We start from the raw sequence: 22763 nt of genomic DNA on the forward strand, positions 1-22763 counted from the left end.
CTCACTTAGCGGCTCTCCCTTTCATGGCTGTGAAAAGGAGCGGCGCAAGATTCAGCGCGGCGAGGAATTTATGTCGTGTCACCTTGCTTTCCGCGAGTCTCGCCAGTAATTGCAATCTGCAGTGCGGACGTGGCGAAACTGGTAGACGCAAGGGACTTAAAATCCCTCGGCCATAGGTCATGCGGGTTCGACCCCCGCCGTCCGCACCATTTACAGACACTCCTGATAATTTGGCATCTCAAACCACCCTGACCCCGTACGGGTGGATTTGGAATTCAACTTCGCCTACAAGCGGCGCACCATCATGTGTGAGAAAGCAATGGCTGCAATTTCTATTCAATCTCCTGGCGACAGGATCAAAGAGTTTGCCTCCAAGAATTCGGCGCTACTGATTGTATTATTATATTTTGCATTCCAGATATTTTTTCTGACGACCATTTCCAATGGGGCGGGTGTCGACGATGCTGAACAACTCGCCTATGTAGGGGCCTTGCAGTGGGGTTATGGCGGGTCACAACCACCGCTTTACACCTGGATAAACAGCATAGCCGGCAGCATTCTCGGAATCAGCCTGTTCACAATCTATCTGGTCAAATTCTGTATGCTGGCCAGCCTGTTTGTCAGTGTTTATTTTGGCGCACGGTTGCTTGGTCTTTCCCGTGCCGTTGCTGCCGCGGGGATGGTTGGAATGTTCATGCTTCCGCAAATCGCCTGGGAGTCCCAACGCACGCTGACGCATTCCGTGGGGGCGACCACCGCCTGTGCATGGTCGTTTCTGGCGTTTGCCTGGCATATGAAATCAAGATCGTGGCATTCGGCGGTACTTTTGGGTCTTGGGTTTGCCTGTGCTTTGCTGGGAAAATTCAATGCCAGCTTCTTCATTCTGGCGCTCATCCTGGCTGGGCTTTCCATCCCGGTCTACCGTAGTGTCCTGCTGTCACGCACGAGTATCCTGGCGGTACTAACGTTCGTCCTGGCCGTTGCGCCAACAGGGCTTTGGGCGCTGGTGCACACGGAGAGCCTTCTGGCGCGCACGCGCAAGTTTGAGATGAACCCTGGTGGCCAGTTTTTTATCAGCAGGCTGCACGGCGAATGGAAGCTGTTTCTCAACAGCGTCCTGTTTGCGGGCGTGGCGCTGGCGTTCTTTGCAATTGACCGGTGGCGAAGCCGCGCCGATGCGCTGCCCGAACAGCCTGCATGGGCAGATGCCGAGAAGCTTGTTGCCAGAATTCTGATTTTTGCACTGGCCGGTGTCTTCGTCGCAGTGCTCGTGAGCGGCGCAGCGGAAGTCAAGGATCGCTGGCTGCAACCCATACTCTTTCTGACCCCGTTGTTTCTAGCTGTTGTCCTGGCGCGTTCCATCAATGGGGATCTTCCGCTGAAGCGCTTCGTTCTGGTCGGCACCGCCTGTGGTCTGATTGTCATACCAGGACTCGCGATAAACATGATGTACGCCCGATACGGCAAGGCGCCTTCGATCGCCCAGTTGGATTATGCCAGATTGTTTGCCACCACGCGGACGGAAGGCGCCTTTGGCACAGTTGTCTCCGACCGTCCGCAATTGCCCGGAAACCTGCGACTGATGGACCCGACCATCACGCCGGTGCATGCGGAGATGCCAAATGCCGCATCACGCATCAAATTGCCGGCCCTGTTCGTTTGGTTTGGCGAGGGGATGAACCCTTCAGTGCTGGAACTGATGAACGATGCAGGCATCCCGGCGCCGCCGCCCGCCAACATCAAGCATATCGAGCTCACATACAAATACTATCCGGACGTCTCGGAGAAAGTGAGTTATGTCATCATCCCTGCCGAATAAGGTTCAGTCCGGTTTACCCGACATCGTCAATCCTCGACGAACACTTCGTCGCGCTTCTTGCGAATGCTCGGCAGCAGCACAACAACGAGGACTGCGGCGGCGAGCAGCAGGAGAATGAGGCTGATCGGCCGCGTCACGAAGGTCGACGGATCCCCGCGCGACATGATCATGGCCCGGCGAAGATGTTCCTCTAGCAGGGGACCGAGAACGAACCCGAGCAGCAATGGTGCCGGTTCGCAGCGCAATTTCGCGAGCCCATAGCCAAGGAGTCCAAAGAACGCGACGGCATAGAGATCGAATACATTGGAATTGACGCTGTAAACGCCGATCGAGCAAAAGGCGATGATGGCCGGGAAAAGCATGTAGTACGGTATTGTCAGAAGTTTTACCCACAGGCCGATCAAGGGCAGATTGAGCAATATGAGCATCAGATTGCCAATCCACATCGAGGCAATAATTCCCCAGAACAAGGCTGGCTGCTCGGTGGCGACGTTGGGCCCGGGAACGATGCCCTGGATGATCATGGCCCCGATCATCAGCGCCATGACGGGATTGGCGGGAATGCCAAGCGTGAGCATCGGAATGAAGGATGTCTGGGCGCCGGCATTGTTGGCTGATTCAGGACCTGCTACACCGGCAATTGCCCCCTTGCCAAATTCTCCAGGCGTGTTCGAGATGCGCTTCTCGACCGTGTAGGAGGCAAAGGATGCGAGAATTGCACCACCGCCAGGCAGAATGCCGAGCGCCGAACCAATAACCGTACCCCGCAGGATCGGAGCCGTCATGGCTTTCCAATCCTCCCGTGTCGGCCAAAGATTGGTGACCTTCTTGATCACCACATCGCGCTCATGCTCATTTTCGAGATTGCGCAGGATTTCGGCAATACCAAATACGCCGACCGCAAGTGCGACGAAGTTCAGTCCGTCCGAAAGTTCGAGGATTCCAAGGTTGAAGCGAGGTGTTCCGGTATAGATGTCGGTGCCCACCAGGCCGAGGAGTAGGCCGAGCACGACCATGCCCAGTGCCTTGACGACCGAACCATGGGCCAGTGCGATCGAGGAAACGAGCCCGACAATCATCAGCGAGAAATACTCGGCCGAGCCGAATTGCAGGGCGATGGCAGTCAATGGTGGGGCAAACACCGCCACCAGAACTGTCGATACCGTTCCCGCGAAGAACGAGCCGATGGCGGCGATGGCCAGCGCCGCGCCGGCTCTGCCTCTGCGCGCCATCTGATATCCGTCGATGGCCGTAACTGCGGACGAGGATTCGCCCGGCATGTTGATGAGGATTGCGGTGGTCGAGCCGCCATACTGTGCACCGTAATAGATGCCCGCTAGCATGATCAGCGACGAGACCGGTTCGAGCTGAAACGTAATTGGAAGGAGCATGGCAATGGTCGCCGTTGCACCAATGCCAGGAAGCACGCCGATGAGCGTGCCAAGTAGAACACCGGTCAAGCAGAACAGCAGGTTCCAGGGGGAGGCGGCGGTGGCGAAGCCGAGTGCGAGATTATTGAGAAGATCCATGTTTCGCCCTCACATTCCAAGCCACGGGCCGAAGCGCCGGAACGGCAGTCCGAGGGCATAACTAAAGACGATGACGGAAAACAGCGTCAGCCCGCCGACCAGCAAGAGCGCGGTTCCGGGCCGCATTTTCGTGCTCGCAAAAGCCGCGAGCAGACCGGTGAAAAACAGGGAAGGGACAAATCCCAGACCGCGGACCGTCAAGCCAAAAAAAATGGGGGCGGGCAGAATGAACAGCAGGCCGCGCCAGGCGATTGGACCCATGGGTTCATGCTCGAGCTGCGTGCTTTGAACGATAACGATAATACCGAGCAAAACGAGGATTGCTGCCAGAACCAGGGGGAAGTATCCGGGACCCATGCGGAACGCCGTTCCGATTTCGAGTCCATAGGCTTGAATGCCAAAGAACAAGCCGACCGCAATGAAAAGCAATCCACATATCAAGTCGCGCGCACTGAAGCTCAACGATTTCATGCGTTTCCCCCTGCCGCTCTGTTTGTTTCTTTAAAAAGACCAGGAGCGGGTACCCGCTCCTGATCCGCATTGGTCAATCGGCGTACTGACCGGCAGCTTCGATGACCGGCTTCCAGCGTGTTACTTCGCTTTCAAGCCTTGATTTGAGCCCTTCGGGGGTTGCTTCCGCCTCCGAAGAGGGGACGGTGCCGAGTTCGGCAAATCGAGCGACCACGTTGGGGTCCTTCAACGCCTTCTGCAATGAAGCCGACAACTTTTGTGTGACCTCTGCCGGCGTTCCCTTGGGCGCATAAATGCCGTGCCAGATGCCCACCTGCATGCCTGGCAATCCTCCTTCCGCAACTGTTGGCAGATCAGGAAGCGCATCCAGACGCTTGGGTGACGTTACCGCATAGGCTTTGATCGTGCCGCCCTTGATCTGCTTCGTCGTGTTGGTTGTCTGGTCGCACATCAAATCGACCTGCCCACCAAGCAAATCGGTCATGGCCGGGCCAGTGCCCTTGTAGGGAACCGTAACCAGCGGGGTCTTGATCTCGCTCATGAACAACATGCCGCACAGGTGCGAGGCTGCACCGATACCGGCATTTGCAAGGCTGACCTTGTCGGCATTTGCCTTGACGTATTCGATCAGGCCCTTGAGATCAGTGGGTTCAAAGTCCTTCTTGGCTACAATCGTCATCGGAACGTCGGTGACGAGGCCGACATACTCGAAGGCGTTCAGCGTATCGTAGGGCAACTTGCGGTAAAGCGTGGCGCTGGTTGCCATGCCGATATGGTGCAGCAAGAGCGTATAGCCATCCGGGTCCGCCTTGGCCACCTGAGACGCTCCAAGCGTGCCTCCAGCGCCGCCGACATTTTCCACGATGATCTGCTGACCGAGATCTTTCGACATCGATTCGGCGACAAGGCGGGTTACCGTGTCGGTCGGGCCGCCTGCAGCGAAAGGCACAACCATAGTTATGCTGCGCTCGGGATATCCCTGGGCGCCAGCCGAACCAGTGAAGGCGAGGGCGGCGGTCGCAGCAAGATAAATAGCGAGTTTATGCATTTATGTTCCTCCCAGACATGCATTTCAACTTCAACGCCACCTTGCCCGTGGTGCCGCCAACGTCTTTCTCCTCACGGATTGGCAGCAACGTGCTCAGCGCGTAGCATTGTCCCTATCGGAGGCAACGATGATGGGTCTGTCAAGCAATTCATGGGCTTCTCAGATTTTTTTGACAATTCTACTGTGAGCAGGGCCACGACGTTCATTTTCGTATATGAGGGTTTCTGGACCTGGAGGTAAGTGCGATGAGCAAGCAGGCAAAAGCCCCCAACCGACCTGGGGCATGGTCGGAATCGGCTCCATTGCTGGTGGACGTGGCCATGGGGCGCAAACATGCGGATCTCGTCGTACGCAATGGCCGGCTGGTCAGCGTCTACTCGGGAGAAATCATTGCGGGCATGGACCTTGCAGTCGTGGCCGGGCGCTTTGCATTCGTCGGTCACGGTGTGGAACATTGCATCGGTCCAAAAACCAAGGTGGTGGATGCGGGCGGCCGCTATCTGGTGCCCGGACTCTGCGACGCACACATGCATGTCGAAAGCGGCATGGTCACGGTGACCGAGTTTACCCGCGCTGTGATTCCACACGGCACGACATCCATGTTCATCGATCCGCACGAGATTGCCAATGTCCTCGGGCTGGAGGGCGTACGCTTGATGCACGATGAGGCACTCGCCATGCCGATTAACGTGCACGTCCAGATGCCGAGCTGCGTGCCTTCGGCTCCCGGTTTGGAGCACGCCGGGGCCGCCATCACCCCAACTGATATCGCCGAGGCCATGACCTGGCCGAATATTGTCGGGCTGGGAGAGGTGATGAACTTTCCGGGCGTCGCAAACAATGATCCCACCATGCGCGGCGGGATTGAGGCGACCGTAAGGTCTGGCAAGACCGTTGGCGGCCATTTTGCATCACCGGACCTCGGCAGGGCCTTCCATGGCTATGTGGCGGGTGGCCCCGAGGACGACCATGAAGGTACGCGGATGGAGGATGCCATTGCGCGAGTGCGGCAGGGCATGCGAGCCATGTTGCGTCTTGGTTCAGCCTGGTACGATGTTGCCAGTCAAATCAAGGCGGTGACGGAGCAGGGGGTCGACCCGCGCAATTTCATCTTGTGCACGGACGACAGCCACTCCGGTACGTTGGTCAATGAAGGCCACATGGATCGTGTCGTTCGACATGCGATTGCCCAAGGTTTGAAACCGGTGACCGCAATCCAGATGGCTACGCTCAACACGGCGCAGCATTTCCGGTTGGAGCGGGAAATCGGGTCCATCACCCCGGGACGCCTTGCAGACTTCCTGATTGTCTCGGATCTGCCAAATCTTACTATCGACCGCGTTTATGCGAGAGGCGCGCATGTGGCGGAAAAAGGCAAGCTGGTCACTGATATTCCGGCTTACAACTATCCATCCTTCGCCAAGAACACGATCAAGCTTGGCAAGAAATTGAATGCCAGGGACTTTGATATCAAAGCTCCCAAGCCCGCCAGGCAGATCACCGCGCGGGTTATCGGCGTCATTGAAAATCAGGCGCCAACGAAGGCGCTGGAAGCAGATCTTGCGGTTTCGGACGGTATTGTGCAGATGGATCGGCGCAACGACGTTTGCCAGATCGCGCTTGTCGAACGTCATCGGGGAACTGGAGCGGTGGTCAACGGTTTCGTTTCCGGTTTTGGCTATACGCTTGACTGTGCGATGGCCTCGACTGTTGCCCATGACAGCCATCACATGATTGTTGTCGGTACCAACAAGGAGGATATGGCGAAGGCTGCCAACCGGCTTGGCCAGGTTGGTGGCGGCGTGGTGCTGTTTTCCAAGGGGCGTGAGCTGGCGCTGGTGGAAATGCCGATTGCAGGCTTAATGTCCGATCAGCGCGCCGAAATCGTGGCGGAAAAAGCTGACAAGCTTGTCAATGCCATGCGCGCGATGGGTTGTAGTCTGAACAATGCCTATATGCAGCATTCTCTCCTGGCCCTCGTGGTCATACCTGAATTGCGCATTTCCGATGTCGGTATTATCGATGTCAGAAAATTCGAAAAGGTTGACCTGTTCCTATGACTGCATTCATCAAGGCCGTGGACCGCGCTACGGAAAAGATGCGCGCGCTTTTCCCGGAAACGCCGCTTCAACTCAATCACTACCTTTCGCAAAAATATGGTGCACAGGTCTGGCTGAAACGCGAGGACCTGTCGCCGGTCCGTTCATACAAGATCCGGGGCGCGTTCAACTTCATTTCCCACTATCTGAACGAGCACAAATCTGAAGCGTCCAGCTTTGTCTGTGCGTCGGCCGGTAATCATGCGCAGGGTTTTGCATATATATGCCGGCATTTTGCCAGGAAGGGTGTGGTTTTCATGCCCGTCACGACCCCTCAGCAAAAGATCGACAAGACGCGCAGCTTCGGTGGTGATTTCATCGAGATTCGCCTGGTTGGCGATATTTTCGACCAATGCTATTCCGCCGCCCAGGACTATGCGGCCGAAACCGGGGCCGTCATGGTGCCTCCCTTCGATCACATGGACATCATTACCGGGCAGGCGACTGTTGCGCACGAGATCGCAGTGCAACTGCCGGACAAGCGCAAACCGGACCTGATGATATTGCCGGTTGGCGGTGGTGGACTGTCCGGGGGTGTCACACGTTATCTTTCCGACCTTGGCTGGGAAACCCGGTTTCGTTTCGTTGAACCTGCCGGCGCTCCAAGTCTGAAGCGCAGTCTTGAGGCGGGCAAACGTGTCAAGCTCGACACTGTCGACAATTTCGTCGATGGCGCAGCAGTGGCAGAAATAGGGCGAGAAAACTTCAAACTTCTCAAGGGGTTCACGTCGGATGCTGTCACTTTGATTCCGGAAAACCGCCTGAGTTCGACCATCCTTGAAATGCTCAATGTCGAGGGAATCGTCGTGGAACCGGCAGGCGCACTTGCGATTGACGCGCTCAAGGACATGAAGAAGAGCGACATCAAGGGCAAGCGTATCATACTGGTGGTTTCGGGGAGTAATTTCGACTTTGAGCGGTTGCCGGAGCTGAAGGAAAGATCGCTGCGTTATGAAGGGCTGAAGAAATATTTCATCTTCCGCTTCCCGCAGAGGCCGGGCGCCTTGCGCTCATTTCTCGATTTGCTTGGGCCAGAGGATGACGTTGCCCGCTTCGAATATCTCAAGAAATCCGCACGGAATTTTGGTTCGGTCCTCATCGGCATTGAAACCAAGAACAAGGTCAACTTCGATATCCTGTTCAAGCGCTTTGACGAAGCCGGCTGGGCATACCAGGATATCACCGAGAATGAAGCAATTGCGGGCTTGATCATCTGAGTGCGGCCAAGCCATCGTCTGGAGAATGAGCGTGACGAGGAGGGTCTGTGAGCGACATACAACAACCAACGGCACATTGGCGTATCATTCTCGCTTTTGTCCTTGATCTCATCACGGCGTTCTTTGTTTTTGGCTACCTTGTAGCAACATTGCTTGGGGGAAGAACCGGAGACGGATTTGCTCTCAGCGGCTGGCCTGCGCTTGTCGCGCTGATGTTGATCATCGCGTACTTTGTGATTGGCAACCGGCTTGGCGGGACCCTCTGGAAGCGAATTCTCGGTGTCAGAATCTGAGCGGTCATGGGGCATAGAGCGACCTATATCATCCTGTTCCGGGGCGTGGGCGGTGCGACGTTACTCCCAGTGCAGCCCTTGAAGGCTGCCCTGCTCGAGGAGGGTTTTGAGCGTGTCGAAACCTATATCAACACCGGAAATGCGGTTCTTGGATCGAATGCAACGCCGGTGGATATCGTCGACCGGATAGCAGCGATTGTTTTGCAGAAGTTTGCGTTTTCCAAAGCTATCATGATCGTCAGCAAGGACGATTGGATGGACCTCATCGCCAGCAATCCGTTCGCGGAACGTGCGGTGGAGGGGAACAAGCTGCACGCCTTCGTGCTGGATAGACAGCCGGACGCCGAGGCTGTCGAGGCCTTGAAGCGCAAGGCGTTGGGATTGCCGGAACAGTTCGAAATCATAGGTAAGGTGCTCTATTACTACCCTCCGCAAGGGGCATCGAAATCCAAACTGCACCGAGCAATCGAACCGACGCTGAAAGTTGCTGCCACAGCGCGCAACTGGAATACAGTTCTGAATCTTGGGCGATTGGCAGACAGGCTGGATGAGGAAACACGATGACGACCTACATTGTGCTGTTTCGCGGTATCAATGTCGGAGGCAATAAGCTCGTGAAAATGGAGACGCTTCGAAAGGTGCTGAGCCATGCGGGATTCTCCGATGTGAAGACCTACATTCAAAGCGGCAATCTTGTTCTGACATCCAATCAGACAGCCCGACAGGTCCGCGAAACCATTTCGCCTTCATTTTCAGCTGCATTCGGCTTCGAGTCGCGCATTTCCATTCGCAATGTCGATGAGTGGAACTGCATGATCGCCAAAAACCCTTATCCGGAAGCAATCGACAATCCGAAAGCCCTTCACGCGGTCATTCTTGACGCCGATCCCACCGACGCTGCTTTGTCGGAATTCGCCGCAAAGGCCGAAAAGTCAGAAAGCTTTACGTTGCGGAACCGCGTTCTCTATCTCCATACGCCGGATGGCTTCGGCATATCGAAGCTTGCCCTTGCACTCGACAAGGTATTGAAGGTGCCTTTGACGGCGCGCAACTGGCGCACGGTCCTGGCACTTCAGGCAATGGCCGCAGCAATCTAGTCCGATGCAAGTCCAACCTCTAGAACCTCGAAGATGCGCGGGTCCGAGCACTGGGCGATGTTGAATCGCATGTAGGAATTTGCGGATTGCGATTGGCTGAAGACATTGCCCGGTGCGAGTACGACGCCCTCCGCGAGTGCACGCCGTGCCACGCGCGCCGCGTCCGCGTCGCCGGGCAGCTTGCACCACAGGAACATACCCCCACCCGGTTCGATCCAGGGCGTGATGCCAAGCGATTTCAATCTTGTGCTGGTTTCACCCATGCTGCGGGCAAGCCGCGCCCGCAAAGCATCCATGTGCTTGCGATATGTGCCATCCGTCAGCATGCCGAGAACGACTTCCGCAGCCAATCGACCGCCACCAAAGGAAGTGGCAATTCGCAAGTCCACCAATCCATCGATCCAATCCCGTCGGGCAGCGATAAATCCGCAACGTATCGAGGCAGATAATGACTTCGAAAAGCTTCCGATGTGCACAACTCTCTCAAGACCGTCGAATGCCGCAAGGCGTGGCGCAGGTTCATGTTCGAAGTCTGCAAAGATGTCGTCTTCGATGATCGTGACATTGTGCTGCTCGGCGAGCTTGAGCAGCCGATGGGCAGTGACTGGCGACAGGACGGCGCCGGTCGGATTATGAAGCGCTGAGTTGGTAATGTAGAGGCTCGGACGGTGTTCGGTGAGCGCTTTGGCAAAGCTCTCGAGATCCGGGCCGGATGGAGTGTAGGGCACGCCAATCACTTTGGCGCGATGCGCCTTGAGCAGGGCATGGAAGTTGAAATAGCAGGGGTCATCGACGATCACAGTATCGCCCGGTTCGATCAGGAACCTGCAGAGCAGGTCAATGGATTGCGTTCCAGACTCGGTCAGCATGATCTGGTCGGATGCGGCTTCGATTCCATGCTCCGCCATGCGACGTGAAAGATATTGCCGCAAGGCGGTCATGCCGAGCGGAGAAGCATAGTCGGCCAGCGAAGTGCTTTTCCCACGCGCCAATGCGCGTAGTGCCCTACGAATGCCTTCTTCCGGCATCCATGAGGAAGGCAGCCACCCACAACCCGGTTTCGCGACATTCTCGCCAGCATCAAGGGATGTACGAGAAACCCAGAGCGGATCGATCGCCAGATCAAGTCGCGGCCCGATTTCGGCCAATGTCAACGGCGGCAGATGACCGGCCACGTAGAAGCCGGATCCACGTCGCGATTGGATAACGCCTTCGGCTGCCAGCCGGTCATAGGCTTCGACGACGGTCGACTTTGAAACGCCCATCGTTTCCGCAGAACTCCGGATCGACGGCAATTTGGCACCCGGAACAAGTGTTCGTGCAGCGATACGCTGACTGACAGACTGCATGACGCGTTCGACAAGCGTGCCATTGTCGCGACCTCGACCGACACTTTCTTCCATCTGTACTGCTCTCTGTATGATGACAGTTTCAAGGAATTGTACTGTACCGTATCTGGAAAATCCACCGGTAATAGCCGATAGAAGTCGAATGAGTTTGGCGATCGGAAGAACAAGCATGGACAAGTCTACCACCGGATGGATCAATGGTTTTGTGGGTGTGTTGATATTTAGCGGATCATTGCCGGCGACCCGTGCTGCCGTTGCAGACTTCGATCCCATATTCGTTACCAGTGCCCGTGCCACCATTGCGGCGCTGCTGGGCGTTGCACTGCTATCGCTTTTCCGCGAGAAACGGCCCGAAAAGGCAGATCTTTGGCCCCTGTTCGTAACTGCGATGGGCGTAGTGGTCGGATTTCCACTTTTGACGGCACTGGCGCTGCGCCACGTGACTTCCGCGCATTCCATTGTCTTCATAGGATTGCTGCCATTGGCGACGGCAATCTTCGGCGTCATCCGTGGCGGCGAAAGGATGCGACCGCTGTTCTGGCTCTTTTCAGTTCTTGGCAGCTTGATCGTGGCAGGCTTTGCCCTTACCCAGAATCTGTCTGCGTCGATGACCGGTGATCTCCTGATGTTCGCGGCTGTCGTCGTCTGTGGGCTCGGTTATGCGGAGGGAGCCCAACTCTCTCGCAAACTTGGCGGATGGCAGGTCATCTGCTGGGCTCTTGTGCTCTCGTTGCCGGTCATGCTGCCGTTGACCGTCTATATCATGCCTGGGAACTGGAGCCATGTTGGCGAACCCGCCTGGATCGGACTCGTCTATGTCTCGCTGTTCTCAATGCTGATCGGTTTTGTGTTCTGGTATCGCGGCTTGGCCCAGGGCGGTATCGCCGCCGTGGGACAACTCCAGTTGTTGCAGCCATTCTTTGGCCTTATGTTGGCAGCCACACTCCTGCACGAACCGGTTGGGTGGCCGATGATCGCTGTTACCGTTGCGGTCATTCTGTGCGTCGCCGGCGCCAAACGCTTCGCCAGGTAAAACCCGAATTTTGCGTCGCACAATAAAATCGTTTGCTTTTTGGCATGAGAAGGCCCATATGCCGTTCAGGCGCTTGGACCGGGCAATCCGGTCTTCCGATTGAGGACTTCGTGGCGTCTGAGACCCATCCGCATGATGCGATGGGCACGGCTGCGCAAGTCGCATGAACCCAAGCCATTGGCACAGGGTTCCTCGCGTCTCGTCGTTTATCCCCAAATTGTTGCACGCAGGTTGCGCCCTGTGATGCGTTGTGTGGCCCGCGATCATTCGCGCCGGCCAATGAAAGAAGATTGAATTGGACACTATTGAAAAAACTGGCTTTGCCGCCATGGGCCTGAACGCCGTCCTGCTCAAGGCAGTGGAGGCAGCCGGCATGGACACTCCCAAGCCGATCCAGGAGCAGGCTATTCCCGCACAGCTCGCTGGACAGGATATACTTGGCATCGCACAGACAGGTTCTGGTAAGACAGCAGCATTCAGCCTGCCGATCCTGCAGAAAATCATCACCATCGGTGACAAGCGCAAAGGCAAGACGGCCCGTGCGTTGATCCTCGCTCCGACCCGCGAGCTCGCCGTGCAGATTGAAGAGACGATCCGCAAGCTCTCCAAGGGTGCTCATATCTCCACTGCGCTTGTGCTTGGTGGCGTATCACGTGGGGCGCAGATCAACAAAATGCAGGCGGGCGTCGACGTGCTGATCGCGACGCCGGGCCGGTTGACCGACCTTGTTCGGGACAACCGCATCGATCTCTCGGAGACGCGCTGGCTGGTGCTTGATGAAGCGGACCGCATGCTCGACATGGGCTTCATCAACGATGTCAAGCGCATTGCCAAAGGCACCCATCGCGACCGTCAGACAGCGTTGTTCTCTGCAACGATGCCAAAGGAAGTGGCTGCGTTGGCAGCTGGCTTGCTGCGGGATCCCATTCGCGTGGAAGTTGCGCCGCAAGGCACGACAGCCGCTGAGATCAAGCAGGTCGTGCATATGATTCCGACCAAGCAGAAGAAGCAGGTGCTTTCTGCCATGTTGAAGGATGAGACACTGGCCTCGGTCATCGTCTTCACCCGGACCAAGCATGGGGCTGATGCCGTAACGCGTGTTCTGGAAAAGGATGGCTATGACGTTGCCGCCATTCATGGCAACAAGTCGCAGAATGCGCGCCAGCGCGCCCTCAACGGTTTCAAGGATGGTTCGGTTCGCGTTCTTGTCGCAACCGACATCGCTGCCCGCGGCATCGACGTTGTCGGCATCAGCCACGTGATCAACTTCGATCTGCCGGATGAGCCAGAAAGCTATGTCCACCGCATTGGTCGGACCGGGCGCAACGGAGCTTCGGGTTCTGCGATCACGCTGTATGATCCGGCAGAGGAAAGCGTAAAGCTGAAGGCGGTTGAACGCGTCACACGCATGCGCTTGCCCATGGCGGATTCGCCGGTCGATCTTTCCAGCCTGCCGGCCCGTGCCGCCAACAGCGATCAACGGCCACCACGGCGCGAAGGCGGTAGCGGCGCCCCTGCGAAAAAGCCGCATCGCGGCCAATCTGCAGGCAAGCCGCGTGAAGCGCGCGGCGAAAAGGTCTGGAGCAATGATGGCTCCACGGCGGAGAAGCGTCCCTTCCGCCGCAACAAGCGCAAGAGCTTCGGCAAGGCTGCCTGACCGGCATAGAAGCAAATCATTTCAGCCGCCGGCATCACTTGCCGGCGGCTTTCTTATGTGATGTCCAAGGCTCTCTGATTTGTACGGGTGCCGACAAATGTCGGCATATCATCTGGTTTGCGAAATTCTACGCTTGAACGCTTAAGCCGGGGCAAATAGGTTCAGTTCCAGCAGAATGAAGGACCGGGCCTCATGTTTGATTCAGTGATCGATACCATCGGAAACACGCCGCTTATTCGCATGAAGAAAGCGTCCGACCTCACCGGTTGCGAGATTTACGGCAAGGCCGAATTCCTGAATCCTGGCCAATCGGTGAAAGATCGAGCAGCTCTCTACATTATTCGCGATGCTGAAAAACAGGGACTGCTGCGGCCGGGCGGGGTGATTGTCGAAGGCACTGCCGGCAATACCGGCATTGGCCTCACCATGGTCGCCAAGGCATTGGGTTATCGCACCGTGATTGTCATTCCTGAAACCCAGAGCCAGGAAAAGAAAGATGCCCTGCGCCTGCTGGGTGCGGAATTGGTCGAAGTGCCGGCTGTCCCTTACAAAAATCCGGACAATTATGTGAAGGTCTCCGGGCGTCTGGCCGAGCAAATGGCGATGACCGAGCCGAATGGTGCAATCTGGGCAAACCAATTCGACAATGTCATCAACCGCCAGGCGCATGTGGAGACTACCGCGCAGGAAATCTGGCGCGATACGAATGGCAAGGTGGACGGTTTCATTTGCGCCGTGGGTTCGGGAGGGACGCTGGCGGGTGTGTCTCAGGGGCTCAAGGCGCGAGATTCGTCGATCAAGATCGGGATCGCGGATCCGCTGGGCGCCGCGCTCTATTCCTATTACACGACCGGCGAATTCAAAGCCGAAGGCAGCTCAATAACCGAGGGCATCGGACAGGGCCGCGTGACGGCGAATCTTGAAGGTTTCACGCCGGACTTTTCCTACCAGATTCCCGATGCGGAAGCGCTGGAAGTCGTTTTCGACCTCGTCACGGAGGAGGGGCTTTGCCTTGGCGGCTCTTCCGGCATCAATGTTGCCGGAGCAATCCGCATGGCGCGAGAAATGGGGCCAGACCACATCATCGTGACGGTCCTTTGCGACTACGGCAATCGCTATCAGTCAAAGATGTTCAATCCAGAGTTTCTGCGCTCGAAGAATCTTCCCGTCCCGCATTGGATGGAAGCGACAACCGACATCTCCGTTCCATACGAGAACAAATCCTGATGGCCTATGACACGGCAATTCTGTTTCGTGATGATTCCTACCTCAGGGAAACTGAAGGGACCGTGCTTGCGATCAATGCACGTGGTGGCATCCTGACCGACCGGACCGTTTTCTATGCCACGTCAGGGGGGCAGCCGGGTGATACTGGCGTTTTCGTTCGTGCGGATGGATCAATCATTTCGATTGCCGTCACAGTGACCGGCGAAAGCAAGGATGAAATCATCCACGTACCGGCATCAGGGCAGGTGGTTCCGGCAGTGGGTGAGAAACTAATCCTGCGCATCGATTGGGGTCGACGTTTCAAGCTGATGCGCATGCATGCTGCCTGTCATCTGTTGAGCGTCGTCTGCCCCTATCCGATTACCGGTGCCGCCGTTGGAGAGGATGACAGCCGGGTGGATTTCGACCTTCCCGATGCAGGCGTGACCAAGGAAGGAGTGACGGCGAAGCTCATGGAACTGGTCCAGGCCAATCATCCGATCTTCACACGGTGGATCACGGATGAACAGTTGGCTGCCAATCCGGGCCTGATCAAATCCAAGAATGTTCGCCCGCCTGCTGGGACGGGTCGCATCAGGCTTGTGTGCATCGGGGAGAACGCCTCCGTGGATTCTCAACCATGCGGTGGAACGCATGTGGCGACGACGGGCGAGGTTGGCGCAGTACACATCGGAAAAATTGAAAAGAAAGGCAAGGAGAACCGGCGGTTCCGCATCCGTTTCGGACCCTTGCCGGAGGGAGAATGAACATGACGGACAAGAGCGCTTATGTGGTTTCGCCGGATTGGCTCCAGGAAAGGCTTGGTCAACCGGGGCTGAGCATTCTTGATGCATCATGGTATCTCCCGGCTCAAAATCGTGATGCCAAGGCAGAGTATGACGCCGCCCACATTCCCGGAGCAATTTTCTTCGATCACGAGGAACTGTCGGATCCTCAGTCCCCGTTGCCGCACACACTGCTGAAACCCGAAGTGTTCGCGGCGGCCGTGAGCAGCATGGGCATTACGAGTGATGATACGATTGTCGTGTATGATGGCCCCGGCATGAGCACTTCGCCGCGAGTCTGGTGGATGCTCCGAACCATGGGCGCAAAAAACGTTCTTGTACTCGATGGCGGATTCGACAATTGGAAGAAGGATGGCAGACCGGTCACTGACGCCGTCACCAAGGTCGCTCCGTCGGCATTCGTGCCAAAATTCGATGCCGGGAAGATTGCGAGTTTCGCGGATATGCGGACAATTGTTGACAGTGGTTCGCGGCAGATAGCCGATGCGCGGTCTGCGGGCCGATTCAAGGGGGTCGATCCAGAGCCACGTCAGGGGCTGCGCTCGGGTCACATGCCGGGCGCCCGCAATGTTCCGTCTTCGAGCCTCTCTGAAAATGGATATCTTAAAAATATCAATGGTTTGAGGAGAGTTTTTGATGAGGCGGGTGTTGACCTTTCGAGGCCGGTCGTAACGAGCTGTGGGTCAGGGATCACCGCGGCTGTGATAACGCTCGCATTGGAATCTCTCGGGCATAAGGACAATTTGCTTTATGATGGCTCCTGGACCGAGTGGGGTGGGGCCAAGGATACCCCGGTTGCCACCAGGGAAGCATAGGTCATGAGCGGTACCACCAAACCACGCATACTCAGAACGCGTGTGACGCATCTCGAAATGACGGAACGGCCGACGCTGTCCATTCCGACACCGGTAGCTTTCAAGCTGGCTTTGATGCGGGCGACGAAAATCTCCCTCCCTTTCTACAGGTTTCTGTACGAACAGGTTGGGAAGCCGCATCACTGGTCAGTGCACCGTCATCTGAACGACCGCGATTTGGCGGCTATCGTCCATCGAGCCAATGTGGACATACACGTGCTCTATGCCGACGGTTCACCCGCCGGCTTCTTCGAGCTGGTGCTTGATGAGCGCGAGGGGGTGACCGAAATTTTGTATTTTGGCCTGGTTCCAGAATTTCAGGGGCGCGGACTTGCAAAATTCTTTCTGAACGAGGCGATAGCAACCGCATGGATGAGCGGTCCCCAAAAAATCATAATCGAGACCAACACGCTCGACAGCCCTCGGGCGCTGCAGATGTATCAACAGATGGGCTTCAAGCCCGTCAGTTTTGCAGAGGCAGAAATAGAAGCATGGAATTGACGACCACTTCTTCTTCGTTCTACCTATAGCTGTATAGCCGAATGCTGCGAATCTCCTTATGAGCCCGTTATCAAATGGTATCGGGGGAATTAAATGCATTCGAAGAATGTATTGTTTGGCGTCGCAGTTGTTTTGTCAGTTTTGTCGATTGCTGGGTGTCAAACATCGGATTTGACGACAACGCGTAGCGGTTCATCCATCTACACCATCACGGCGCGATCCGGGCAAAGGACCGGGCTCATGAGCAATTACATGGTCAATCCCGACTGCTCGAGCGGCAAAGTTCCCGACTTTAAAGTCGCAACCGCCCCAGCAAACGGATCCGTTGAAATCATGCGCGGTTCGGTTTCTCCTTCATTTGGGCAAGGCCATGCGCTGCAAAAGTGCAATTCGCGCAAAGTGTCGGCTGTTGGTGCTGTCTACACGTCCAAGGTGGGCTTTATAGGAAACGATAAAGTGGTCGTATCAAGCAAGGCACCGGGCAGCGATGTTTACAGCTACGTGACGGTCAACATTGCCGTGACGAAGTAGGTTCAAGCGTCGGGAACACCTGTGTTCGGCAGGAATCGGGTGGATAAAAGTTAGACCAGGATGTTTTCTTTGCTCTGACAAAGGAGGCACCCATGAGCGCTATTCGATTCATTGCAATGACGACGACGCTAGCACGTCACTATCAGGCGGGCGGGGCAGATGCCAATGGCCAGAAGCCGGAGGTCCAGATCTCGGACGGTGACGGCGTTCCCTGCCGCCATTGCCTGCAGAACGTGAAGGCAGGCGATAAATATCTCGTCCTTTCGCACAGGCCGTTCCCGGCCCCGCAGCCATATGCCGAGACGGGACCAATCTTCCTGCACGCCGATCATTGTGAACGCTACGAAGAGACGGCAACAATGCCTGTGATGTTTGGGGAGAGCAGCGACTATATTCTGCGCGGCTATTCTTGCCAGGACCGGATCGTCTATGGTACGGGCGGGGTGATCAAGACCAGTGACATTCCTGACCGTGCGGCGGAGCTTCTCAAACGAGATGATGTAGCCTATGTGCATATGCGATCGGCAAGGAACAATTGTTTCCAGTGCCGTATCGATCTTGAATGAAAAAGGCCCGGAGAAAACTCCAGGCCTTTAAATTTATATAATTGAATCAAGCAGCCAAGACAGTTTTTGCCTCGACCATTTCAAGGCCGAGCGCTTCGGCGACGGCCTGGTTGGTCACCCTGCCCTTGTGGACATTGAGACCGTTGCGCAGGTGCGGATTGTCAACCAGAGCCTTGACGCCGCGATCCGCCAGCTGCAGGCCATACTGCAGGGTGGCATTGTTCAGGGCATGGGCCGATGTGACGGGGACCGCGCCAGGCATGTTGGCGACGCAATAGTGGATGACGCCATCAACTTCATAGGTTGGCTCGGAATGGGTCGTGGGATGGGAGGTCTCGAAGCACCCGCCCTGGTCGATCGCCACGTCGACAATGACGGCGCCCTTCTTCATGCCGGAAAGCATTTCGCGGGTGACGAGTTTCGGCGCCGCTGCGCCGGGGATGAGGACTGCTCCCACGACGATGTCGGCGGAAAACACTTCTTCATCAAGGGCTTCGATGGTGGAGTAACGCGTATGGATGCGGCCGCGGAAAAGATCGTCGAGCTGGCGCAGACGGGGGATCGAGCGATCCAGCACCGTGACGTCCGCACCGAGACCGGTGGCCATCATTGCCGCATTGATGCCGACGACGCCGCCGCCGATAATGGTAACCTTGCCAGGAAGAACACCGGGCACGCCGCCGAGCAGCACGCCGCGCCCGCCATTGGCCTTCTGGAGCGCAGTCGCACCTGCCTGGATTGCAAGCCGGCCGGCGACTTCTGACATCGGAGCAAGCAATGGCAGGCCGCCGCGCTCGTCAGTGACGGTTTCGTAGGCGACTGCCGTGACACCGGAAGCCAGGAGACCTTTGGTCTGCTCGGGGTCCGGAGCAAGGTGTAGATAAGTATAAAGAATTTGACCTTCGCGAAGCTGCGCCCATTCCGATGGCTGCGGCTCTTTTACTTTAACGATCATGTCTGATTGAGCGAAGACTTCTTCGGCAGTCTTGACGACCTTGGCGCCTGCTGCCTGGTAGGCTCCGTCATCGGCGCCTATTCCAATGCCAGCTCCGGACTGGACGATGACCGTATGGCCGTGGGCAATGTATTCGCGTACGGCCCCCGGAGTGAGACCGACGCGATATTCATGGTTTTTGATTTCCTTCGGGCAGCCAACGCGCATATCGCCTCCTGATAGTGTTTTTTGAGTTCCCGTTTGAGGCAGATATCACATCATGAATCGCGTCGCATGTCCTTGCCAAGAGAGCTCGACGGCATCCATTTTTTCGAATAATCTTGCGCAAGATCGCCAATTCATCGAAGAAAGTTCGAGCAATGTCATTGGACAGGATTGATATCGCTATTCTGGACAGCCTGCAGAAGGATGGTCGCATGTCGAATGCGACGCTCGCCGAGACCGTTGGCCTGTCGCAATCGGCATGTTCGCGACGTCTGGACATACTGGAAAAGTCGGGGGTGATCCGAGGCTATCACGCCCGGCTCTCCAACAAGATGCTTGGCCATCCTGTCATTGTAATCGTCAATATCTCTCTTTCCGGACAGGCGGACAAGCAGCTTCGTGAATTCGAGACGGCAGTAAAGCGCTGCCCGAATGTTCTCGTTTGCTATCTCATGTCAGGAGAATATGATTATTTGCTTCGGATTGCAGCAAAAGATCTGGAAGATTACGAACGAATACATAAATTCTGGCTTTCTGCCATGCCGCATGTCACGAAAATCAACTCGTCTTTCGCTCTGCGGGAGGTCGCGGACCGAACCGGTCTCGGGGTTGAGACCGCGCTGATCGACATTGCCGGGTGAGCGGATTGGTTCGCGTCACCACAGCATTTTTTCACGTCGTGGTTGAAATTCTTGGGCCAGATTCGCCGAATCTTGAGTCAAATACGTCAAAAGTCCGCTGGAAAATTGCGTGATCCTTCAGAAATGATCCGGATCCCCCAATATTTGCGCCAAGACCGACAGTCAGTCCGCGGCGAGGGTCTTCCTGACCTTGGCAGGCGCCTTGGCATGCCAGGCCAGTTTGATGCGATGGGCAAGCTCAGCATCGGAAATGGCGTCGAGGTGTATCAGGATGTAGGGCCACCCCTTGTAATGGTCGGTCTCGAAATAGATGTTCGGGACATTGTCCATCAGCAGCGGTTTTTCCTCGAGCGGGCAGTAGATTGCAAATGTGTCCTTGTCCTTCAACCGGCCGATGAAGGATGTCTTCACTTTCAACGACGGCGTGCCGTGGGTCGTACTGCGTACCAGTTCAGGCAGATTGAGCGCATCGGCGATCCTCCAGATGCGTTCGAAGGCGTCGTCGTGTGTATCGGTGGTCATGACTTGTAGAACACCTGGCGGACGTCGATGTATTCGGACCGGAAGCCTGCCTCGCAATAGAAGAGGTAGAACTCCCACAGCTTCTTGAAGCGGCCATCGAAGCCGAGGTGCCGCAGCCGGTCCCACGAACCCCAGAAGCGCTGGCGCCATTCGGCGAGAGTGCGGGCGTAATCCTGCGGAAAGACGTTTTCGCGATAGATGCGGAGGCCGAAATCCTTGCCGAGGCTCTTCAGCTTCTCCGGTGTCGGCAGCATGCCGCCGGGAAAAACATACCGCTGGATGAAATCCGGTCGCCTGCGATAGCGATCGAAGGATTTGTCGTTGATGGTGATGATCTGCATGCCGGCGCTACCGCCCGGATTGAGACAGTCCTTCACCTTGCCGAAAAAGACCGGCCAATACTTCTCGCCAACGGCCTCGAACATTTCGATCGAGGCGATGTGATCGTATTTGCCGGTTTCATCGCGATAGTCCTGAAACTTGATCTCGACCTTGTCGGAAAGGCCGGCCTTTTGCATGCGCTGGGTTGCGTAGTCATATTGCTCGCGGCTGATGGTAAGCCCGGTGACATGGGCGCCAACCTCACGCGCTGCATATTCGGCAAAGCCGCCCCAGCCGCAGCCAATCTCCAAGACCTTGCTGCCGGCCGTAATGCCGATATTGCGCGCGAGGGAGCGGTATTTTGCCGTCTGCGCGCTTTCGAGATCATTGGCACCATCGCCGAACAGAGCCGAGGAATAGGTCATCGTCGGATCGAGCCATTCGCGGTAGAACGCATTCCCGAGATCATAGTGCGCGGAGATGTTCTTTCGCGAACGGGTTCGCGTATTTTCGTTCAGCCAGTGGCGCATCCGCTGCACGGTGTTGATGACCCAGTTGGAGCCCCCGGCCAAATCTTCGCCGACCTGCTCGTTTACGACAAAAAGCTCAAGGAACGTTGCAACATCGGGGCTGTCCCAGTCACCGTCCATGTAGGATTCGGCAACGCCGATCGTTCCTCCCGCAAATGCGCGCCGGGGCAGGTTCCAGTTGTGCAGGACAAGCGCGGCGTCCGGGCCGGTTTGCTTGCCACCCACTTTGAAGACCTTCCTGTCGGGCGTCGTGATGGTCAGGGTACCGCGGGGCAGGTGAGCCGCGGCGCGCAAGGCAGTCTGGGCCTTGAGCGGGAGGCCCTTCAGCACTTCGCCGACATTCTCGGGCGTCAGCCATTTGAACTGCGCCGGCGTTTCGGAAGATGTGGAGTCTGCCCGGTTCGTCATGTGCTCGATCTTTCAATCTGTCGGCTCAATATTTGCCGCCAAAAGACAAATGTTCAAGATGGATTCAATCATAGGCTGTGTACGGCCTGCATCCCACACCGCAATTGTGGTCAAGTAAACATGCGGATTGAACAAACATTGTTTTCATACGCGACGAGCCGTACCTGCAATCTTGAATATTAACCTCGCTGGACACTTTGCGTAGAGTGGCATTGGGTGGACGTGAGAGCTGTCGGGCGAATTGAAATTGTATTCTCAGCGGTCTCGAACCGTCGTCGAGCCTGCCTTGACGAGTTGGCACCAACTCAGAACCGCTGGTTGTAAACAAGTGCAAGACGATTGATATATTCGGCGAAACATAGACGAAAGTATAATGTAGATTGCGCGCATTAGTTGTTATGTGACCAATAAGTGACAGAGGATGGATAAGTTATAACTCTGAACGTTGTTTGCTATTTTTTAGTATAGGAAGGTCTTGACCTTGGTCGCGATCTGAAGGCATTGTAACTGCAGCCTCCCAATTTATTGGGGGTTTTTTTATGTAGGCAATTTTTCAAGGACGTTTTTCATGAGATCCAATTTTTCCATGCGCATCGCCTGCGCTGCAGTGATTGCGGCTTCATTCGGGTTCGGCGGTTCTGCGTTTGCAGCTTCCAAGACCGGTACGCTCAACGTCAAGCTGACGATCGAATCCGGCTGCAGCGTCTTTACCGATAATGCCAATGGTACGCTGAATTTCGGTACCTGGACCACTTTGAGCGACCCTATCGAGCAATCGACGACGTTCAATGTGTCGTGCAGTGATGCCACCAAGACATTTGACGTAGGACTTGATGGTGGCTTGAATGGCACTGTTGCTGCTCGCAAGCTGGCTCTCGTAGGCGGCACCGGCTCGCAAACGATAAACTACAATCTTTTTACCGACGGTTCCTACACCAAGGTTTGGGGCGTTACTACAGGGTCGGATACGGTCAGGAAGACGTCGACGACCGCGGGAAGCAACGTCGCTTTCACCGTCTATGGCAGGGTGCCAGCGGTGCCAAATTTTGTTCCGGCTGCCGGTCAATACTCTGACACCGTCAAGATCACAGTTACCACGAACTAAT

Annotated in this window: 23 protein-coding genes and 1 tRNA gene; 17 read left to right on the plus strand and 7 right to left on the minus strand. The window is 56.2% G+C overall.

What is annotated here, in order from left to right:
- Nucleotides 1-123: 123 nt before the first annotated feature.
- Nucleotides 124-209: transfer RNA gene (locus K9U38_RS01745), tRNA-Leu, on the plus strand.
- Nucleotides 210-319: 110 nt separating this feature from the next.
- Nucleotides 320-1819 (plus strand): ArnT family glycosyltransferase, encoded by a 1500-nt coding sequence (locus tag K9U38_RS01750; RefSeq protein ID WP_224492609.1) that lies wholly within the window; start codon nucleotides 320-322, stop codon nucleotides 1817-1819.
- Between the two features lie 26 nt (nucleotides 1820-1845).
- Here the strand turns inward: K9U38_RS01750 and K9U38_RS01755 are convergent, their stop codons facing one another.
- The 3 genes from K9U38_RS01755 to K9U38_RS01765 all read right to left on the minus strand — a co-directional run bounded on the left by K9U38_RS01755 (nucleotide 1846) and on the right by K9U38_RS01765 (nucleotide 4867).
- Nucleotides 1846-3348 (minus strand): tripartite tricarboxylate transporter permease, encoded by a 1503-nt coding sequence (locus K9U38_RS01755; RefSeq protein ID WP_224492610.1) that lies wholly within the window; start codon nucleotides 3346-3348, stop codon nucleotides 1846-1848.
- Nucleotides 3349-3357: 9 nt separating this feature from the next.
- Nucleotides 3358-3819 (minus strand): tripartite tricarboxylate transporter TctB family protein, encoded by a 462-nt coding sequence (locus tag K9U38_RS01760; protein WP_224492611.1) that lies wholly within the window; start codon nucleotides 3817-3819, stop codon nucleotides 3358-3360.
- Between the two features lie 73 nt (nucleotides 3820-3892).
- Entirely contained in the window at nucleotides 3893-4867 is a 975-nt protein-coding gene (locus K9U38_RS01765; RefSeq protein WP_224492612.1) for a tripartite tricarboxylate transporter substrate binding protein BugD, read from the minus strand.
- 245 nt (nucleotides 4868-5112) lie between these two features.
- Here K9U38_RS01765 and ade point away from each other — a divergent pair, with 245 nt between their 5' ends.
- The 5 genes from ade to K9U38_RS01790 are packed head-to-tail and all read left to right on the plus strand — an operon-like array spanning nucleotide 5113 to nucleotide 9573.
- Nucleotides 5113-6927 carry an adenine deaminase gene (gene ade / locus K9U38_RS01770; RefSeq protein WP_224492613.1) on the plus strand — a complete coding sequence of 605 codons (1815 nt, stop codon included), beginning with the start codon at nucleotides 5113-5115 and terminating at the stop codon, nucleotides 6925-6927.
- Entirely contained in the window at nucleotides 6924-8183 is a 1260-nt protein-coding gene (gene ilvA, locus K9U38_RS01775) for a threonine ammonia-lyase IlvA (protein WP_224492614.1), read from the plus strand. The genes ade and ilvA overlap by 4 nt, the downstream gene beginning before the upstream one ends.
- 47 nt (nucleotides 8184-8230) lie before the next feature.
- Nucleotides 8231-8476, plus strand: coding sequence for a hypothetical protein (locus K9U38_RS01780; RefSeq protein ID WP_224492615.1), 246 nt, complete (start codon nucleotides 8231-8233; stop codon nucleotides 8474-8476).
- Between the two features lie 6 nt (nucleotides 8477-8482).
- Nucleotides 8483-9040, plus strand: a complete 558-nt coding sequence (locus tag K9U38_RS01785) for a DUF1697 domain-containing protein (protein WP_224492616.1) — start codon at nucleotides 8483-8485, stop codon at nucleotides 9038-9040.
- Nucleotides 9037-9573: a DUF1697 domain-containing protein gene (locus K9U38_RS01790; RefSeq protein WP_224492617.1), complete on the plus strand. Its 537-nt coding sequence runs from the start codon at nucleotides 9037-9039 to the stop codon at nucleotides 9571-9573. The genes K9U38_RS01785 and K9U38_RS01790 overlap by 4 nt, the downstream gene beginning before the upstream one ends.
- Here the strand turns inward: K9U38_RS01790 and K9U38_RS01795 are convergent.
- A complete protein-coding gene (locus tag K9U38_RS01795) occupies nucleotides 9570-10976 on the minus strand; it encodes an aminotransferase-like domain-containing protein (protein WP_224492618.1) in 1407 nt (468 codons plus the stop codon). The genes K9U38_RS01790 and K9U38_RS01795 overlap by 4 nt on opposite strands.
- A gap of 115 nt (nucleotides 10977-11091) precedes the next feature.
- On the opposite strand from K9U38_RS01795, the gene K9U38_RS01800 reads away from it, so the two are divergent.
- The 8 genes from K9U38_RS01800 to K9U38_RS01835 all read left to right on the plus strand — a co-directional run bounded on the left by K9U38_RS01800 (nucleotide 11092) and on the right by K9U38_RS01835 (nucleotide 18076).
- The gene (locus K9U38_RS01800; RefSeq protein ID WP_224492619.1) at nucleotides 11092-11955 is read left to right on the plus strand and encodes a DMT family transporter; all 864 of its coding nucleotides are present in this window, start codon (nucleotides 11092-11094) and stop codon (nucleotides 11953-11955) included.
- Nucleotides 11956-12283: 328 nt separating this feature from the next.
- Complete coding sequence (locus K9U38_RS01805) at nucleotides 12284-13612, plus strand: DEAD/DEAH box helicase (RefSeq protein ID WP_224492857.1); 1329 nt, start codon at nucleotides 12284-12286, stop codon at nucleotides 13610-13612.
- A 192-nt stretch (nucleotides 13613-13804) separates the two neighbouring features.
- The gene (locus tag K9U38_RS01810) at nucleotides 13805-14839 is read left to right on the plus strand and encodes a cysteine synthase A (protein ID WP_224492620.1); all 1035 of its coding nucleotides are present in this window, start codon (nucleotides 13805-13807) and stop codon (nucleotides 14837-14839) included.
- On the plus strand, nucleotides 14839-15585 hold the full coding sequence (locus tag K9U38_RS01815; RefSeq protein WP_224492621.1) for an alanyl-tRNA editing protein: 747 nt from the start codon (nucleotides 14839-14841) through the stop codon (nucleotides 15583-15585). Before K9U38_RS01810 ends, K9U38_RS01815 begins: the two co-directional genes overlap by 1 nt.
- 2 nt (nucleotides 15586-15587) lie before the next feature.
- The gene (gene sseA, locus K9U38_RS01820; protein ID WP_224492622.1) at nucleotides 15588-16439 is read left to right on the plus strand and encodes a 3-mercaptopyruvate sulfurtransferase; all 852 of its coding nucleotides are present in this window, start codon (nucleotides 15588-15590) and stop codon (nucleotides 16437-16439) included.
- A gap of 3 nt (nucleotides 16440-16442) precedes the next feature.
- On the plus strand, nucleotides 16443-16979 hold the full coding sequence (locus K9U38_RS01825) for a GNAT family N-acetyltransferase (RefSeq protein WP_224492623.1): 537 nt from the start codon (nucleotides 16443-16445) through the stop codon (nucleotides 16977-16979).
- Nucleotides 16980-17219: 240 nt separating this feature from the next.
- Nucleotides 17220-17510 carry a hypothetical protein gene (locus K9U38_RS01830; RefSeq protein ID WP_224492624.1) on the plus strand — a complete coding sequence of 97 codons (291 nt, stop codon included), beginning with the start codon at nucleotides 17220-17222 and terminating at the stop codon, nucleotides 17508-17510.
- Nucleotides 17511-17602: 92 nt separating this feature from the next.
- The gene (locus K9U38_RS01835; RefSeq protein ID WP_224492625.1) at nucleotides 17603-18076 is read left to right on the plus strand and encodes a DUF1203 domain-containing protein; all 474 of its coding nucleotides are present in this window, start codon (nucleotides 17603-17605) and stop codon (nucleotides 18074-18076) included.
- A gap of 46 nt (nucleotides 18077-18122) precedes the next feature.
- Here K9U38_RS01835 and ald read toward each other — a convergent pair whose 3' ends face one another.
- A complete protein-coding gene (gene ald, locus K9U38_RS01840) occupies nucleotides 18123-19238 on the minus strand; it encodes an alanine dehydrogenase (RefSeq protein ID WP_224492626.1) in 1116 nt (371 codons plus the stop codon).
- 152 nt (nucleotides 19239-19390) lie between these two features.
- Between ald and K9U38_RS01845 the strand changes: the two genes are divergently transcribed.
- Nucleotides 19391-19876, plus strand: a complete 486-nt coding sequence (locus K9U38_RS01845) for an Lrp/AsnC family transcriptional regulator (RefSeq protein WP_224492627.1) — start codon at nucleotides 19391-19393, stop codon at nucleotides 19874-19876.
- Nucleotides 19877-20038: 162 nt separating this feature from the next.
- Here the strand turns inward: K9U38_RS01845 and K9U38_RS01850 are convergent, their stop codons facing one another.
- Both K9U38_RS01850 and K9U38_RS01855 read right to left on the minus strand, forming a co-directional pair.
- Nucleotides 20039-20398: an MmcQ/YjbR family DNA-binding protein gene (locus K9U38_RS01850; protein ID WP_224492628.1), complete on the minus strand. Its 360-nt coding sequence runs from the start codon at nucleotides 20396-20398 to the stop codon at nucleotides 20039-20041.
- Nucleotides 20395-21657, minus strand: a complete 1263-nt coding sequence (locus K9U38_RS01855) for an SAM-dependent methyltransferase (protein WP_224492629.1) — start codon at nucleotides 21655-21657, stop codon at nucleotides 20395-20397. The genes K9U38_RS01850 and K9U38_RS01855 overlap by 4 nt, the downstream gene beginning before the upstream one ends.
- A 568-nt stretch (nucleotides 21658-22225) precedes the next feature.
- On the opposite strand from K9U38_RS01855, the gene K9U38_RS01860 reads away from it, so the two are divergent.
- Nucleotides 22226-22762, plus strand: a complete 537-nt coding sequence (locus tag K9U38_RS01860; protein WP_224492630.1) for a Csu type fimbrial protein — start codon at nucleotides 22226-22228, stop codon at nucleotides 22760-22762.
- Nucleotide 22763: the final 1 nt, after the last annotated feature.

Source organism: Phyllobacterium lublinensis (genome assembly GCF_020164435.1).
Lineage (GTDB): Bacteria > Pseudomonadota > Alphaproteobacteria > Rhizobiales > Rhizobiaceae > Phyllobacterium > Phyllobacterium lublinensis.

What these genes read in the sequence shown, in the direction of transcription:
- K9U38_RS01750 (WP_224492609.1), top strand. Translation starts at nt 320, where the DNA reads ATGGCTGCAATTTCTATTCAATCTCCTGGCGACAGGATCAAAGAGTTT.
- K9U38_RS01755 (WP_224492610.1), bottom strand. Translation starts at nt 3,348, where the DNA reads ATGGATCTTCTCAATAATCTCGCACTCGGCTTCGCCACCGCCGCCTCC.
- K9U38_RS01760 (WP_224492611.1), bottom strand. Translation starts at nt 3,819, where the DNA reads ATGAAATCGTTGAGCTTCAGTGCGCGCGACTTGATATGTGGATTGCTT.
- K9U38_RS01765 (WP_224492612.1), bottom strand. Translation starts at nt 4,867, where the DNA reads ATGCATAAACTCGCTATTTATCTTGCTGCGACCGCCGCCCTCGCCTTC.
- ade (WP_224492613.1), top strand. Translation starts at nt 5,113, where the DNA reads ATGAGCAAGCAGGCAAAAGCCCCCAACCGACCTGGGGCATGGTCGGAA.
- ilvA (WP_224492614.1), top strand. Translation starts at nt 6,924, where the DNA reads ATGACTGCATTCATCAAGGCCGTGGACCGCGCTACGGAAAAGATGCGC.
- K9U38_RS01785 (WP_224492616.1), top strand. Translation starts at nt 8,483, where the DNA reads ATGGGGCATAGAGCGACCTATATCATCCTGTTCCGGGGCGTGGGCGGT.
- K9U38_RS01790 (WP_224492617.1), top strand. Translation starts at nt 9,037, where the DNA reads ATGACGACCTACATTGTGCTGTTTCGCGGTATCAATGTCGGAGGCAAT.
- K9U38_RS01795 (WP_224492618.1), bottom strand. Translation starts at nt 10,976, where the DNA reads ATGGAAGAAAGTGTCGGTCGAGGTCGCGACAATGGCACGCTTGTCGAA.
- K9U38_RS01800 (WP_224492619.1), top strand. Translation starts at nt 11,092, where the DNA reads ATGGACAAGTCTACCACCGGATGGATCAATGGTTTTGTGGGTGTGTTG.
- K9U38_RS01805 (WP_224492857.1), top strand. Translation starts at nt 12,284, where the DNA reads ATGGGCCTGAACGCCGTCCTGCTCAAGGCAGTGGAGGCAGCCGGCATG.
- K9U38_RS01810 (WP_224492620.1), top strand. Translation starts at nt 13,805, where the DNA reads ATGTTTGATTCAGTGATCGATACCATCGGAAACACGCCGCTTATTCGC.
- K9U38_RS01815 (WP_224492621.1), top strand. Translation starts at nt 14,839, where the DNA reads ATGGCCTATGACACGGCAATTCTGTTTCGTGATGATTCCTACCTCAGG.
- sseA (WP_224492622.1), top strand. Translation starts at nt 15,588, where the DNA reads ATGACGGACAAGAGCGCTTATGTGGTTTCGCCGGATTGGCTCCAGGAA.
- K9U38_RS01825 (WP_224492623.1), top strand. Translation starts at nt 16,443, where the DNA reads ATGAGCGGTACCACCAAACCACGCATACTCAGAACGCGTGTGACGCAT.
- K9U38_RS01830 (WP_224492624.1), top strand. Translation starts at nt 17,220, where the DNA reads ATGAGCAATTACATGGTCAATCCCGACTGCTCGAGCGGCAAAGTTCCC.
- K9U38_RS01835 (WP_224492625.1), top strand. Translation starts at nt 17,603, where the DNA reads ATGAGCGCTATTCGATTCATTGCAATGACGACGACGCTAGCACGTCAC.
- ald (WP_224492626.1), bottom strand. Translation starts at nt 19,238, where the DNA reads ATGCGCGTTGGCTGCCCGAAGGAAATCAAAAACCATGAATATCGCGTC.
- K9U38_RS01845 (WP_224492627.1), top strand. Translation starts at nt 19,391, where the DNA reads ATGTCATTGGACAGGATTGATATCGCTATTCTGGACAGCCTGCAGAAG.
- K9U38_RS01850 (WP_224492628.1), bottom strand. Translation starts at nt 20,398, where the DNA reads ATGACCACCGATACACACGACGACGCCTTCGAACGCATCTGGAGGATC.
- K9U38_RS01855 (WP_224492629.1), bottom strand. Translation starts at nt 21,657, where the DNA reads ATGACGAACCGGGCAGACTCCACATCTTCCGAAACGCCGGCGCAGTTC.
- K9U38_RS01860 (WP_224492630.1), top strand. Translation starts at nt 22,226, where the DNA reads ATGAGATCCAATTTTTCCATGCGCATCGCCTGCGCTGCAGTGATTGCG.